This is a genomic window from Amycolatopsis sp. NPDC006125 (assembly GCF_040614195.1).
Taxonomy (GTDB): domain Bacteria; phylum Actinomycetota; class Actinomycetes; order Mycobacteriales; family Pseudonocardiaceae; genus Amycolatopsis_E; species Amycolatopsis_E tucumanensis.
This window is the reverse complement of record NZ_JBEXTZ010000027.1, coordinates 19636-32793: the sequence shown is the minus strand read 5'-3', so window position 1 is coordinate 32793 and position 13158 is coordinate 19636. Positions and strand designations below refer to the sequence as shown.

The 13158-nt window shown below is 70.7% G+C and carries 15 protein-coding genes; 12 read left to right on the top strand and 3 right to left on the bottom strand.

Annotation, left to right across the window (positions count from 1 at the left end; translation table 11 throughout):
• Positions 1 to 89: 89 nt before the first annotated feature.
• From ehuB to ehuA, 4 genes are read left to right on the top strand one after another with little or no spacing between them, the layout of a single operon-like run.
• Positions 90 to 983, top strand: a complete 894-nt coding sequence (gene ehuB / locus ABZ193_RS16120) for an ectoine/hydroxyectoine ABC transporter substrate-binding protein EhuB (RefSeq protein ID WP_027935830.1) — start codon at positions 90 to 92, stop codon at positions 981 to 983.
• Between the two features lie 22 nt (positions 984 to 1005).
• Positions 1006 to 1713, top strand: coding sequence for an ectoine/hydroxyectoine ABC transporter permease subunit EhuC (gene ehuC / locus ABZ193_RS16115; protein WP_354710380.1), 708 nt, complete (start codon positions 1006 to 1008; stop codon positions 1711 to 1713).
• Complete coding sequence (gene ehuD, locus ABZ193_RS16110) at positions 1713 to 2369, top strand: ectoine/hydroxyectoine ABC transporter permease subunit EhuD (protein ID WP_237339872.1); 657 nt, start codon at positions 1713 to 1715, stop codon at positions 2367 to 2369. Before ehuC ends, ehuD begins: the two co-directional genes overlap by 1 nt.
• Before the next feature lies 1 nt (position 2370).
• Positions 2371 to 3135 (top strand): ectoine/hydroxyectoine ABC transporter ATP-binding protein EhuA, encoded by a 765-nt coding sequence (gene ehuA, locus ABZ193_RS16105; RefSeq protein ID WP_354710419.1) that lies wholly within the window; start codon positions 2371 to 2373, stop codon positions 3133 to 3135.
• Here the strand turns inward: ehuA and ABZ193_RS16100 are convergent.
• A complete protein-coding gene (locus tag ABZ193_RS16100) occupies positions 3074 to 4501 on the bottom strand; it encodes a serine hydrolase domain-containing protein (RefSeq protein ID WP_354710378.1) in 1428 nt (475 codons plus the stop codon). The genes ehuA and ABZ193_RS16100 overlap by 62 nt on opposite strands.
• Before the next feature lie 159 nt (positions 4502 to 4660).
• On the opposite strand from ABZ193_RS16100, the gene dctA reads away from it, so the two are divergent.
• Genes dctA through ABZ193_RS16080 form a run of 4 tightly spaced genes read left to right on the top strand, consistent with a single transcriptional unit; the run spans position 4661 to position 8143 of the window.
• Positions 4661 to 5965 (top strand): C4-dicarboxylate transporter DctA, encoded by a 1305-nt coding sequence (gene dctA, locus ABZ193_RS16095; protein WP_354710377.1) that lies wholly within the window; start codon positions 4661 to 4663, stop codon positions 5963 to 5965.
• Positions 5966 to 5976: 11 nt separating this feature from the next.
• A complete protein-coding gene (locus ABZ193_RS16090; RefSeq protein ID WP_237339875.1) occupies positions 5977 to 6480 on the top strand; it encodes a carboxymuconolactone decarboxylase family protein in 504 nt (167 codons plus the stop codon).
• Positions 6477 to 7277 carry an SDR family oxidoreductase gene (locus ABZ193_RS16085; protein ID WP_354710376.1) on the top strand — a complete coding sequence of 267 codons (801 nt, stop codon included), beginning with the start codon at positions 6477 to 6479 and terminating at the stop codon, positions 7275 to 7277. The genes ABZ193_RS16090 and ABZ193_RS16085 overlap by 4 nt, the downstream gene beginning before the upstream one ends.
• Complete coding sequence (locus ABZ193_RS16080) at positions 7277 to 8143, top strand: amidohydrolase family protein (RefSeq protein ID WP_354710375.1); 867 nt, start codon at positions 7277 to 7279, stop codon at positions 8141 to 8143. The genes ABZ193_RS16085 and ABZ193_RS16080 overlap by 1 nt, the downstream gene beginning before the upstream one ends.
• Here the strand turns inward: ABZ193_RS16080 and ABZ193_RS16075 are convergent.
• On the bottom strand, positions 8140 to 8910 hold the full coding sequence (locus tag ABZ193_RS16075) for an IclR family transcriptional regulator C-terminal domain-containing protein (RefSeq protein ID WP_354710373.1): 771 nt from the start codon (positions 8908 to 8910) through the stop codon (positions 8140 to 8142). The two genes, ABZ193_RS16080 and ABZ193_RS16075, sit on opposite strands and share 4 nt — an antisense overlap.
• A 62-nt stretch (positions 8911 to 8972) precedes the next feature.
• Between ABZ193_RS16075 and ABZ193_RS16070 the strand changes: the two genes are divergently transcribed.
• The 4 genes from ABZ193_RS16070 to ABZ193_RS16055 all read left to right on the top strand — a co-directional run bounded on the left by ABZ193_RS16070 (position 8973) and on the right by ABZ193_RS16055 (position 12672).
• Positions 8973 to 9596, top strand: a complete 624-nt coding sequence (locus tag ABZ193_RS16070; RefSeq protein WP_354710372.1) for a hypothetical protein — start codon at positions 8973 to 8975, stop codon at positions 9594 to 9596.
• 9 nt (positions 9597 to 9605) lie between these two features.
• A complete protein-coding gene (locus tag ABZ193_RS16065; protein ID WP_237339880.1) occupies positions 9606 to 10379 on the top strand; it encodes an enoyl-CoA hydratase-related protein in 774 nt (257 codons plus the stop codon).
• Positions 10380 to 10605: 226 nt separating this feature from the next.
• Positions 10606 to 11217 carry a DUF4190 domain-containing protein gene (locus ABZ193_RS16060; RefSeq protein WP_354710370.1) on the top strand — a complete coding sequence of 204 codons (612 nt, stop codon included), beginning with the start codon at positions 10606 to 10608 and terminating at the stop codon, positions 11215 to 11217.
• Positions 11218 to 11511: 294 nt separating this feature from the next.
• Positions 11512 to 12672, top strand: coding sequence for an MFS transporter (locus ABZ193_RS16055; RefSeq protein WP_354710369.1), 1161 nt, complete (start codon positions 11512 to 11514; stop codon positions 12670 to 12672).
• On the opposite strand, the gene ABZ193_RS16050 is transcribed toward ABZ193_RS16055, so the two are convergent.
• Positions 12617 to 13153, bottom strand: coding sequence for an NUDIX hydrolase (locus tag ABZ193_RS16050; RefSeq protein ID WP_354710368.1), 537 nt, complete (start codon positions 13151 to 13153; stop codon positions 12617 to 12619). The two genes, ABZ193_RS16055 and ABZ193_RS16050, sit on opposite strands and share 56 nt — an antisense overlap.
• Positions 13154 to 13158: the final 5 nt, after the last annotated feature.

Genomic DNA, 13158 nt, shown 5'->3' with positions numbered 1-13158 from the left:
AGTGGCGATCTCGTTGCTTCTTTTGACCCCATCGGGTGCACCGCCTACGTTCGGTGAACCGGCGGAACCGAATAAGGGGTGCGACGAAAATGACGCACGGTCAGTGGACACGACGGGATTTCTTCCGGCGATCGGCGGTCGTCGGCGCAGCGGCTGTGGCGGGACCGACGTTGTTGGCAGCCTGCCAGAGCACCGAAAGCGGGGACACCCTCGAATCGGCGAGAAGCGCCAAGACGATCAGGATCGGCATCGCCAACGAGGCGCCCTACGGTTTCGCCGACACCTCCGGGAACACCACCGGTGAAGCGCCGGAAGTGGCCCGCGCCGTGTGCAAGGCCCTCGGGATCGACACCGTGCAGGCCAACGTCGTGCCGTTCGACCAGCTGATTCCCGCCCTGAACGCGAAGCAGTTCGACATCGTCGCGGCGGGCATGAACATCACGCCGACGCGCTGCAACGCGGCGTTGTTCTCGGATCCGGACTACTCGGCGCTGACCGCGTTGCTCGTGCCCAGCGGCAATCCGCAGGGCGTCAACACCCTCGCCGACGTCGCCGCCAAGAAGGTCAAGGTCGCGGTGCTCTCGGCCGCGGTGGAAAAGGGTTTCGCCACTTCCGCCGGGGTTTCCGAGGACCAGATCGAAACGCTGGACACGCAGGACAACATGTTGCGCGCGGTGACCGCGGGCCGCGTGTACTGCGCCGCCCTCACCGACATCTCGCTCAAGTGGCTGGTGAAGCAGAACCCGAACTCCGGTGTCGAGGTGACGCCCGGCTTCCAGCCCACCGAGAACGGCCAGCCGGTGCAGACCGCGGGCGGGTTCGTGTTCCGCAAGGACGACACCTCGCTGCGCGACGCGTTCAACCAGCAGCTGAAGACCTTGCACGACAACGGGGAGTGGCTGCGCATCGTGACGCCGTTCGGGTTCGACCAGAGCAACCTGCCCAAGGCCGACCTGACCACCGACAAGCTCTGCGCGGCCTGACGCTCGAGTCCAGGGGCGCGTCGTGTCGGACTCGACATCCAACATCATCTCGACGATCCTCAGTGGACTCGGCGCGACGGTCACGGCCGCGGCGGGCGGCATCGCGCTGACCATCGTGCTGTCGTTCATCGCCGGGCTCGCGATGCTGTCGCGGTCCCGGACGGTGCGGTTCGTCAGCCGGGTCTACGTCGAGGGCTTCCGCGGCACGTCGGAAGTCGTGCAGCTGTTCTGGCTGTACTTCGTGCTCCCGGCGCTGGTCGGGTTCAAACTGGTCCCGCTGTTCGCCGGCATCATCGTGCTCGGGCTGAACCACGGCGCCTACGGTGCCGAGATCGTGCGTGGCGCGGTGCAGTCGGTGCCGCGCGCGCAGCGTGAAGGCGCGGTGGCGCTGTCGTTCAGCCCGGCGCAGCGCATGTTCCGGGTGATCCTGCCGCAGGCGGTGGTGGAGATGCTGCCGCCGTTCAACAACCTCTTCATCCAGCTGATGAAGAGCACGGCGCTGCTGTACTTCATCTCGGCCGGGGAGATCACCGAGAAGGGCGAGCTGCTGCGACCGCTCTACGGCAGCCAGCTCGTGCTGATCTACGGCGTGGAGCTGTTGTGCTACCTGGCGATCGCGGTGGTCATCACGATGGTCATGCGCCTGCTGGAACGGGTGCTCGCCAAGCGGCTCGGGCGTGAGCCGCCGCCGCGGGAGAAGGCGTTCGCCAAGGCGGGGGTGGTCACCTGATGGACTGGGACTGGGACTACTTCTGGGACTCCGTCCCCGTGCTGCTGGAGGGGTTGCTGGTCACCGTCGAGCTGACGGTGCTCGGCTCGCTGGTCGCCTACGTGCTGGGACTGGTGTTCGCCCTGGTGCGGCGCGCGCGGATCCCGGTGCTGAGCCAGGCGATGTACCTGTTCATCGAGCTGGTGCGCAGCACACCGCTGCTGATCCAGGTGTTCATCGTCTTCTACCTGCTGTGGCCGGCACTGGGCATCACGCCGTCGGCGTTCCTGACCGGCGTGATCGCGCTGGGCATCCACTACGCGACCTACACCTCCGAGGTGTACCGGGCCGGCATCGACGCCGTCCCGAAAGGACAGTGGGAGGCCGCGACGGCGCTGAGCATCCCGCGCACCCGGGTGTGGACCGGCATCGTGCTGCCGCAGGCCGTGCCGCGAGTGCTGCCCGCGCTCGGCAACTACATGATCTCGATGTTCAAGGAAACACCCCTGTTGCTGGCGATCGGCGTGCTGGACGTGCTGAACCGCGCCAAGGAGCAGGGCGCGGAGACCTTCCGGGTGATCGAGCCCTACACCCTGGCCGGCATCCTGTTCCTGCTCGTGAGTTACCCGTCGTCGATCCTCGTGCGAAGGTTGGAACGCCGTGTCGGACAGCTCTGAGATGATCCGGTTCGAGGGGGTCGTGAAGAAGTTCGGCGACCACGTGGTGTTGCGGGAGCTGGACTTCTCGGTGCGGCCAGGGGAGTTCGTGACGCTGATCGGGCCGAGCGGTTCGGGCAAGACCACGATCCTGCGGCTGCTGATGACCCTGGAGCAGGTGAACGCCGGGCGCATCTACGTCGGCGGCGAATGCCTGTCGCACATCGACAAAGGCGGCCGCATGGTGCCGGCGGGGGAGAAGCACCAGCGGCGCATGCGCAGGCGGATCGGCATGGTGTTCCAGCAGTTCAACCTGTTCCCCAACATGAAGGTTCTGCAGAACGTCACCGAGGCCCCGATCCGCGCGCTCGGCCTGTCCCGCGAGGAGGCCGAGCAGCGCGGCCGGGAGCTTCTGGAGATGGTCGGGCTGAGCGAGAAGGCCGACGCCCACCCCTCGCAGCTGTCCGGCGGTCAGCAGCAGCGGGTGGCGATCGCCCGCGCGCTGGCGATGCGGCCCGAGGTGCTGCTGCTGGACGAGGTGACGTCGGCGCTCGACCCCGAGCTGGTGGCCGGCGTGTTGAAGGTGCTGAAGGACATCGCGTCGACCACGGACATCACGTTCCTCTGCGTCACGCACGAAATGCAGTTCGCGCGGGACGTGTCGGACCGGGTGCTGATGTTCGACCACGGCCAGATCATCGAGGACGCGCCGCCGGAGAAGCTGTTCACCGACCCGGACCACCAACGGACGCGGGAGTTCCTGCAAGCGGTGCTCGATCGCGGCTGAGCCGGACCAGCGCGGCGGACCGGACGGCGATCACGGCGAGCTCCGCCGCGCTCCACAGCACGAGCCAGATCACCAGCGCGGGTGAGTAGTAGGCGGTCTGCCACCAGGTCGTGTCGCGGCCGCCGAACAGCCCGCCCACCAGCTCGGCCAGCGCCACCAGCGCGACGAGCGGGATCAGCCGGGGCACCAGTCCCCGCACCACCCGCCACCGGGTGGCGCGTGCCGCCCACCGGCGGGCGCGGAGCGCGGCGCGGATGCCGAGGCCGACGCTGAGCAGCGTCAGCGCGGCCAGGACGAGGTCGACGATGAGCCGCGTCGAGGGCGGGGCCGGTGGCCGCTGACCGTGCAGGATCGCGGCGATGCCTTCGGTGAGCTGCGAGGTTCCCTCGTTGCCGAGCGAGACGCCGCTGTCCACCATCACCGCGATGCCGTAACCGTCGGGCAGCATCAGCGCGCCCGCCGTGTAGGTGAACCAGATCCCGGTGTGGCTGACCCGGCCCTGGTCGTCGGTCTGCCAGCCCATGGCGTAGTTCTCGCGCGCGGCGGTGTGCATGAGCGCGAGGCCCTCCGGTGAGACGAGGCCGCCCCCGGTGCGCTGGACGGCGAGCCAGCGGGCCATGTCCTCGGCGGTGGTGATCACCCCGTCCGAGCCGGCGACGAAGCGGTCCGGTTCGGACACCGCGGGGGTGAGCCCGTAGGCGTAGAGGTGTCCGCGGTGGACGGTGGCGGGCAGGTCGCGGGGTGTCCGCGTGATGGCGGTCGTCGAGCGCATCCCCGCCGGTTCGAAGACGTGCTGCCGCAGGTAGTCGCCGAAGGCCTGGCCGCTGACGACCTCGACGAGCCGCGCCGCGAGGTGGAAGTTGGTGTTGGTGTAGTGGTACTCGGCGCCGGGATCGCTCGCCAAGGTCGCCTGGCGGGCGCGCTGCACGGCGCCGGCCAGGTCGTCCGGCTGCGGGAGGCTCTTCTCCGGCAGGGTCCCGTCGGTGAGGCCGGAGGTCTGGTTGAGCAGGTGCCGCGGGGTGATCGCACCGCCGCGCGGGTCGGCGAGGCGGAACTCCGGCAGGTAGGTGGCGACGGGGACGTCCAGGCCGAGCCTGCCGCTCTCGGCCAGCTGCACCACGGCCAGCGCGGTGAAGGCCTTCGACACCGACGCGATCGGCATCGGGGTCGTCGCCGTCGCGGTGCCGTAGCCGTGCAGGTGCACGACTTCGGTGTCCTTGGTGATCGCCACCGCAACGCCGGGATACCCGGCGGTCTCGGCGAAGTCGGCGACGTAGGAGTCGATCGAGGACGGTTCTTGGTCAGCTGTCGCCGTACCGGGGATCAGGGCGACGACCGCGGCCACCGCCGCGCACACGCGTTTCACGGGAGCCAAGGTAGGAACCGGGCGGGTGTCCGCACAGGATGCGGACGGCAGGGAAGGACCCCGACTTTCGTCATGGCTTGACCCGTCCGGGTGCCGTCTCGCATACTCGTGTTCGTCAGACGTGCATATGTACGTCAGGCGAACACAAGGGAGACGAAGATGTCCGCCGGATCGTTCTTGCGCACCGCCTTCACCACCAAGCTCTACGTCACCGTCCTGGTGGCGATCGTCCTCGGCGCGGCCCTCGGCTTCGTCGCGCCGGGTGTGGGCGCCGCGCTGCAACCCGTGGGCACCGGGTTCATCGAGCTGATCCAGATGCTCATCGCCCCGGTGGTGTTCTGCACGATCGTCACCGGGATCGCGTCCGCGGGCGAGCTGACCAGCGTCGGCCGCGTCGGGGTCAAGGCGCTGGTCTACTTCGAGGTCCTGACCACGATCGCGCTCGTCGTGGGCCTCGTCGTGATGGACCTGTTCAACCCGGGCACCGGCATCCACGCCGACCCGGCCGCGCTGCACCTGTCCGGCACCGCGCAGCAGTACGCGCAGACCGGCGAATCCCAGCACTGGTACGACTTCCTGGTCAACATCATCCCGGACACCGTGGTCAGCGCGTTCACCGGCGGCAACGTCCTGCAGGTGTTGCTGGTCTCGATCCTGTTCGCGATCGCGGTCAAGGCGCTGGGCGAACGCGGGGCGCCGGTGATCCGCGGCATCGAGCGGATCGGCGAAGTGGTGTTCGGGATCGTCAAGCTCGTCATGTACCTGGCGCCGGTCGGCGCGTTCGCCGCGATGGCCTACACGACGGGCAAGTTCGGCGCGTCCACCCTGGCCAGCCTCGGTGGCGTCGTCCTCCTCTTCTGGGGCACCGGGATCGTGTTCTGCCTCGTCGTGTTCGGCGCGGTCGCGCGGCTGTGCGGCATCCGGATCCTCAAGCTGTACCGGTACTTCAAGGACGAGCTCCTCATCACGCTCGGCACCGCGAACTACGAGGTCGTGATGCCGCAGCTGATGCGCAAGCTGGAGCACCTCGGCTGCCCGAAGCGGATCGTCGGCCTCGTGGTGCCGTCCGGGTACGCCTTCAACGGCGACGGCGTGTGCCTCTACCTCGGCTTCGCCTCGCTCTACATCGCACAGGCCTTCGACGTGAACCTGACGATCTGGCAGCAGGTCGGCCTGCTCGCCGTCTTCATGATCACCTCGAAGGGCAGCGCGGGGGTGGCCGGCGCCGGGTTCGTCATCCTCGCCGCGACCCTGTCCACCACGGGCGTCGTCCCGGTCGCCGGGATCATGCTGGTCCTCGGCATCGACCGGTTCCTCTCCACCATGCGCGGTCTCGTCAGCCTGTGCGGCCAGATGCTCGGCAGCATCGTCGTCAGCCGCTGGGAGGGCGACTTCGACCGCGACCGGGCGCGCCGCGTCCTCGACGGGCACGAGCCCGTCCCCGCGACCGTCGCAGTGAACTAGAAGGGAAACACATGGCCAGGCTGGACTACGTGGAGACGGGCAGCGAGGTCGCCGACCGCATCCGCGCGCGCCGAGGGGGGCGCCTGACCCCGCTGGACGGCATGCTGTTGCACAGCCCGCCGTTCGCCGACGGCTGGAACAGCCTGCTGGGCGCCATCCGCGGGCAGGGCACCCTGCCCGGGGACCTGCGTGAGCTGGCGGTGCTGCGCGTCGCCGAGCTGAACGGCGCCGAGTACGAATGGGCGGCCCACGAACCGGTCGCCAAGGAGGAGGGCATGACGGTCGAGCAGATCGCGGCCCTGCGCGAAGGCGGCGACCGCAGCGTCCTGGACGGCAGGCAGCGCGCGGTCCTCGATTACACCGACGCGATGACCAGGCGAGTCCGGGTGCCGGACGAGCTGTTCGCGGCCCTGCGCGAGCACTTCGACGACCGCGAGATCGTGGAGCTGACCGTGACGATCGGCGCCTACAACCTGGTGTCCCGGTTCCTGGTCGCGCTGGAGGTCGGGTCGTGACGGGGCGGCTGGCGGGCAAGGTCGCGATCATCACCGGCGCGGGCAGCGTCGGCCCCGGCTGGGGCAACGGCCGGGCCGCCGCCGTGCTCTTCGCCCGCGAAGGCGCGCAGGTCTTCGCCGTGGACCTCAAGGCCGAGGCGCTGGCCGAGACCGTCGCCACCGTCCAATCCGAGGGCGGCGCGATCCGCACCCACCTGTGCGACGTGACCGACAGCGCGGCCGTGGCGGCGATGGTCGAGGCGTGCCGTGCGGAGTTCGGCCGCGTCGACGTCCTGGTCAACAACGTCGGCGGCTCGCGCAGGGGCGGGCCGGTCGAACTGTCCGAACAGGACTGGGCCGCCCAGCTGGACTACAACCTGACCAGCGTGTTCCTGACCTGCAAGCACGTCATCCCGGTGATGAAGGCGCAGGGCGGCGGCGCGATCGTCAACACCGCGTCCACCTCCGGCACCCGGTGGACCGGCTCGGCCCAGGCCGGTTACGCGTCGGCGAAGGCGGGCGTGATCCAGCTGTCCAAAGTGATCGCGGTGCAGCACGCGCCGGACGGCATCCGCGTCAACACCGTCGTGCCGGGGCAGTTGCACACGCCGATGGTCGAGGCGCGCCTGGCCGGGCAGCGGGCGGGCGGGGACGTGGACGCGTTGCTCGCCCAGCGGCAGGCGCGCATCCCGCTCGGCTTCGCCGGGGACGGCCGCGACACCGCGTACGCGGCCTTGTACCTGGCTTCCGACGAAGCCCGGTTCGTCACCGGTACCGAAATCGTCGTCGACGGCGGCATGACCGCGAGGTGTGACTGATGACCGATCCCCGCAACCCCGGCCCGGACCCGAACCCGCACGCGCCCGCGATCCCGTTGCCCGCGAACGCTTGCGACGCGCACTGTCACATCTTCGGGCCCACCGCGAAGTTCCCCTACGCGCCGGACCGCACGTTCACCCCGCCCGAGGCGCCGAAGGAGGACCTGCGGGCGCTGCACCGGCTGCTCGGATTCGAGCGCGCGGTCATCGTGCAGTCCGCCTGCCACGGCACCGACCACTCGGCGCTGCTCGACGCGCTGGCAACCGGCGGCGGCCGGTACCGCGGGGTCGCGTTGATCCGGCCGACGACGCCGAAGGCCGAGGTGGAGCGCCTGCATCGGGCCGGCGTGCGCGGCGCCAGGCTGCACTTCACCCCGCACCTCGGGCCGGCGCCGTCGCGGGAGGAGATCGACGCGATCGTCGCCCTGATCCGGCCGTACGGCTGGCACATCGCCCTGCACGTCGCCGGCGACGGCATCGCCGAGCACGCGGACCTGGTGCGGTCGCTCGGCGTGCAGGTGGTGATCGACCACATGGCTCGCGTCGACCTGCGGCAGGGTCTGGACAGCGCGGCCGTGCGGTCGCTGTTGCGGTTGCTGGAGAGCGGTTCGGTGTGGGTGAAGCTGAGCGGCGCCGACCGGATCGCGACCGCGCCACCCAGCATGGCGGATTCGGTGGAGCTGGCGCGGTTGCTGGCCGCGGAGGCGCCGGAGCGGGTCGTGTGGGGCACCGACTTCCCGCACCCGAACACGCACGGGTTCGTGCCGAACGACGGCGACCTGGCCGACCTGATCGCGGAGATCACGCCGGACCCGGAGGCACTGCTCGTCACGAACCCGACGTGCTGCTTCTTCGCGGAGGACTAGTGCAGACCCTCGATGTCGCGGGTGATGGCCGCGGCGGTGTCCAGCAGGCGCGGCACGAACCGGTCGTTGAGTTCGTCAAGCGAGACGCGGGCCGCGTTGACCGACACGTTCAGCGCGGCAAGGGTCCGTCCGCCCGCGCCACGCACCGGCGCGGCGGCCGAGCGGACGCCCTCCTCGCGCTCGCCGTCCACGACCGCATACCCGCGCTCGGCGACCCGGGCCAGTTCCGCTCGCAGTTCGGCGGGGTCGGTGATGGTGTTGGGTGTGAGCTTCCGCAGTTCGACGCTGTCCAGATAGGACTCCAGCTCGGCGGGCGGCAGCGCGGCGAGCAGCACGCGGCCCATCGACGTGGGGTAGGCGGGCAGGCGCGAGCCGACGTTGAGCGTGATGGACATCGACCGCGACGCCGGGACCCGGGCCACGTAGACGATCTCGGGTCCGTCCAAAGTGGCCATCGAGCAGGATTCCCGCAGCTCGTCGGCCAGCGCGCGCATGTGCGGCTGGGCGTGCTCCCAGAACGGCAGCGCGGCCAGGTAGCCGTAGCCGAGCCGCAGGACGCCCGCGGTGAGGCGGAAGCGGCGGTCGTCGACCTCGGCGAACCCGAGGCGTTCCAGCGTCAGCAGGATGCGGCGCGCGGTGGCGCGGGTGAAGCCGGTGGCCGCGGCCGCCTCGCTCACCGTCATCGCCGGGCGTTCCGCGGAAAAGGCCTGCAGCAGCCGGAAGGCCTTCTCCACCGAGTCGATGACGTCGGGGTCCTCTCTCGACACTGCCGCTCCTCGCCGTGGTCGCCTGCCGGAAACGGTACCCGAGCGCGGGGGAGGAGTGGCGGATGACGGAGGGACTGCTGTACGTGCTGTCCGAGCCGGGCGAGGTCGCCGAGGCGGAGTTCCACGACTGGTACGACAACGAGCACGCGCCCGCCCGCGTCGGCGTGCCGGGGATCCGCAGCGGGTACCGGTACCGCGAGCTGGACGGGGCGCGGCCGTCGTGGCTGGCCTGGTACGAGCTGGACCTGGCGGCGCTGGCGAGCCCGGCGTACGAGGCCGTGCGGCGGCGGAGCCCGCGGGAGCAGTCGGTGGTCTCGCGGCTGGCGACGCTCGACCGGCGGGTGTACGAGCTGACCGGGTCCTGGGGTTCGTGCGTCGCGCCCGCGCCGGTGGTGGTGTCGGTGGCGTTGTCCGGGGACACCGCCGAGCTGGAGCGCTGGTATCGCGAGGAGCACGTGCCGTTGCTGCTGGAGCTGCCCGGCTGGCACCGGATCCGGCGGTACCGGCGGGTCGAGGGGGACGGGCCGGAGGTGCTGGCGTTCCACGAGATCGCGGACGTGTCGCTGTTCGGGTCGCCGGGCTACCGGCACGCGACCAGCACGCCGTGGCGGGACCGGGTGATGGCGACGGTGACCGCGCGGGAGCGGCGCGTCTTCGGGTACCACAACACGGCCACCGCGAGGTAGCGTCGGGCCATGGCCGAGTACGAGCACATCCTGGTCAAGCGCGACGACGCGACGGTGACGATCACGATGAACCGGGCCGCCCGCCGCAACTCCCTGTCGGAAGCCCACCTCGCCGAGCTGCTGGCGGCGTTCGAGGAGACGGCGGCGACCGACGCGACGGGCGTCGTCCTGGCCGGCGCGGGCCCGGTGTTCTCGGCGGGGCACGACTTCGGTGACGTGGCGTCCCGGGACTTGGAGGGCGTGCGGCGCCTGCTGACCCTGTGCACCCGGCTGATGCGGACGATGGAGTCGGTGCCGCAGGTGGTGATCGCGCGGGTGCACGGACTGGCGACCGCGGCGGGGTGCCAGCTGGTCGCGTCGTGCGACCTGGCGGTCGCGGCGGCCTCCGCGGGCTTCGCGCTGCCCGGCGGCAAGGGCGGCTGGTTCTGCCACACGCCGGCGGTGCCGGTCGCGCGGGCGATCGGGCGCAAGCGGCTGATGGAGCTGGCGCTGACGGGCGACGTCATCGACGCGGCGACGGCCCTGGAGTGGGGCCTGGTGAACCGGGTGGTGCCGGACGAGGACCTCGACGCGGCGGTGGCCGAGCTCCTGGCCCGGGCGACGCGCGGCAGCCGGGCCAGCAAGGCGCTCGGGAAGCAGACCCTGTACGCCCAGCTGGACCGCCCGGAGGCCGACGCGTACGCGATCGCGGTCGAGGTGATGGCGGCGGCGTCGCAGACACCGTCGGCGCGGGAGGGAATGGCTTCCTTCCTGGAGAAGCGAAAGCCGGAGTGGCCCGACTGAGGGATGTTCGGCCTGCTCTGTTCGGGTGAACTGAAATTCAACCACCACGTTCCGTTATGTCCGGAACGGTGTTCATCCGTGCAGCTCAAAGTCACTGTGGACGGTCCCGCTCAAGATCCACATCTGCCGGCTCGGCCGCCTGAACGCTGTTACAACCAGGAGCACGCTGCGATTGAGGGTGCGACGCAAGCGGGACGGCCCGCCGCGCACGCACTAAGGAACGCTCGTGACTCATCCGCCCTATGCCCCGCCCACGCCCGTGCAGCCGAAGAACGGCCTCGGCACCGCGGGGTTCGTCCTCGGACTCGTCGGCCTCGTGCTCGCCTTCATCCCGATCGTCGGCGTGGTGGCGTGGCCGCTGGTCATCATCGGCCTGATCCTGTCGATCGTCGGCGTTTCCCGCGCCACCAAGGGCGCCGCGACGAACAAGGGGCTCGCCATCGCGGGCGTCGTGTGCTCGGCGGTCGGCCTGGTCATCTGCATTCTGTGGACCGCCGTGTTCGGCGCCGCGGTCGACAAGGTCAACGACACGACCCCGACCAGTGGCGACCCGGCTGCGGCAGCGCACCAGATCCTGCTCGAGGTGACCACCGGCCAGCGGAGCAACCTCAACTGGACCAGCGGGCTCAGCGTGAACAACCAGGAGATCGTGGAGGCCGGGCAGACCTGGTCCAAGACTCTCGGCGTCGAGGAACTCGGCTTCACGTCGGTCACGGTCACGCCGGTGACCACCGACATCAACGCCCAGCCGAACAGCTGCAAGATCACCGTGGACGGCAAGCCGGTCGCCGAGAACTCGAACCTGGTGGCCGCGATCTGCTCTTACACGGGCGGCTGACATGACTGAGACGACGCCCAGGAGGCGCATGTCATCGAAGCAGACGGGCCGAGTGGCGCGGCGAGGCAAAACGCGCTGGAGCAGCTCTTGGTGCTGCACTCGATCTGCCGCATCCTGATGCGGGTGCCGGTGGTACGGCTGACCGCGCTAACCCGCTCATCCAGCCGGCCGGGCGCGGGGTTCCTCAGCCGGGACCTCGCGCCGTTCCACGGCCTGGGACCCGCTCCACGCGATCGGATGAACCACCGCGCCCCGCGATTGACCACACCACCCCACCGCCCCTAAGCACGATCAGTGATCCTCCGGCGGCGCGGACCGCAGCTGGCACTCGTCGCCCTCGTGCAGGTGCTCGCCATGAGCCTCTGGTTCTCCGCCTCCACCGTGGTCCCGGCGCTCCGGGCGGAGTGGGGCCTCTCGCGGCAGGCGGGGATCCTCCTGACCATCACCGTGCAGCTCGGGTTCGCCACCGGGGCCGTCGTCTCCGCCGCCGTCAACCTCGCCGATCGCGCCCGGCCGCAGGTCCTCCTCGCCGCCGGCAGTGCTCTCGGTGCGGCCGCCACGTTCGCGTTCCCATCGGCCGGTCCCGCCGCGGCCGCTCCGCTCCGGTTCCTCACCGGGTTCGCCCTCGCGGCCGTCTACCCGGTCGGCATGAAGATCGTCGTCTCCTGGTTCCCGCGTCAGCGCGGGACCGCGCTCGGCGTCCTGGTCGGCGCGCTGACCCTCGGCTCCGCGCTGCCCAGCCTCCTCAGCACCGGCCACTGGCGGACCGTCCTGGCCATCGCCGCGACGCTCGCCCTCCTCGCCGTCCCGATCGCTCTCACCCTGGTCCGCCCCGGCCCGGACTGGCGCCCGTCACCGCCCTGGGAACCCCACTACCTGCTCCGCATGGCCCGCGACCGGGCGCAACGCCTGGTCTGCCTCGGCTACTTCGGCCACATGTGGGAGCTGTACGCGCTGTGGGCCTGGCTGCCCAGCTACGTCGCGGCTGCGGGCGACGGCGACAGCTTCACCACCATCGGCGTCGCGGGCGTCGCCGGGGCACTGCTCGGCGGCGTTCTCGCCGACCGCTTCGGCCGCACAGCCGTCACCACCGCCGCCATGCTCACCAGCGCCGCCTGCGGCCTGCTGTCCGTCGCCGCGTGGGGAACGCTCCTGCTCGCGCCGCTGCTGCTCGTGTGGGGCGCCGCCGTGATCGCCGACTCCGCGCAGTTCTCCGCGGCCCTGTCCGAGGTCGCCGACCCGCGCTACGCCGGCACCGCGCTCACCGCGATGACCGCCGCCGGGTTCGTCGTCAGCGCGATCACCATACAGCTGCTCCCGCTGCTCGCCGACCTCACCGGCTGGCGCGACGCGGTCGCCCTGCTGTCGATCGGCCCGCTCCTCGGCGCTGTCGCGATGGTCAGCGTTCGTGCAGCAGCAGGAGCCCGTACGCCGCGATCGACTGGGCGTCCGTGATCTCCCCGCGCGCGATCATCTTCTCGAACTCGTCCCGGCTGAACCACGCCGTGCGCATGTCCTGTTCCTCGTGCTCGCGCTCGTGCGGCCCCTCGACCAGCTCGGTCGCCAGGTAGACCCGGCCGCGCTGGCTCGACATGCCCGGCGCGACGTCCAGCAGCCCGAGGTCGGTCAGCGAACCGGCCACCAGCCCGGTCTCCTCCCGCAGCTCCCGCGCCGCCAGCTCCAGCGGGTCCACCTCGGCGAGCCCGGGCGCGGTGCCCTGCGGGAACTCCCAGCGCCGCAGGCCGAGCGGGTACCGGTACTGCTCGACCAGGTGCAGCCGGTCGCCGTCGAGCGGGACGACCAGCGCGTAGTCCGGCTTGTCGACCACGCCGTAAATGCCGGGCGAGCCGTCCGGGCGGCGGATGTCGTCCTCGCGCACCGTCATCCAGTTGTTCCGGTACACCTCGCGGGAGCCGAGCCGTTCGATGGGATCCACGCGAC

Bases quoted from the DNA above. Each gene is read 5' to 3' on its own strand.
- ABZ193_RS16080 (WP_354710375.1), top strand. From the start codon at position 7,277: ATGACCGATCCCCGCAACCCCGGCCCGGACCCGAACCCGCACGCGCCC.
- ABZ193_RS16070 (WP_354710372.1), top strand. From the start codon at position 8,973: ATGACGGAGGGACTGCTGTACGTGCTGTCCGAGCCGGGCGAGGTCGCC.
- ehuA (WP_354710419.1), top strand. From the start codon at position 2,371: ATGATCCGGTTCGAGGGGGTCGTGAAGAAGTTCGGCGACCACGTGGTG.
- dctA (WP_354710377.1), top strand. From the start codon at position 4,661: ATGTCCGCCGGATCGTTCTTGCGCACCGCCTTCACCACCAAGCTCTAC.
- ehuD (WP_237339872.1), top strand. From the start codon at position 1,713: ATGGACTGGGACTGGGACTACTTCTGGGACTCCGTCCCCGTGCTGCTG.
- ABZ193_RS16065 (WP_237339880.1), top strand. From the start codon at position 9,606: ATGGCCGAGTACGAGCACATCCTGGTCAAGCGCGACGACGCGACGGTG.
- ABZ193_RS16090 (WP_237339875.1), top strand. From the start codon at position 5,977: ATGGCCAGGCTGGACTACGTGGAGACGGGCAGCGAGGTCGCCGACCGC.
- ehuB (WP_027935830.1), top strand. From the start codon at position 90: ATGACGCACGGTCAGTGGACACGACGGGATTTCTTCCGGCGATCGGCG.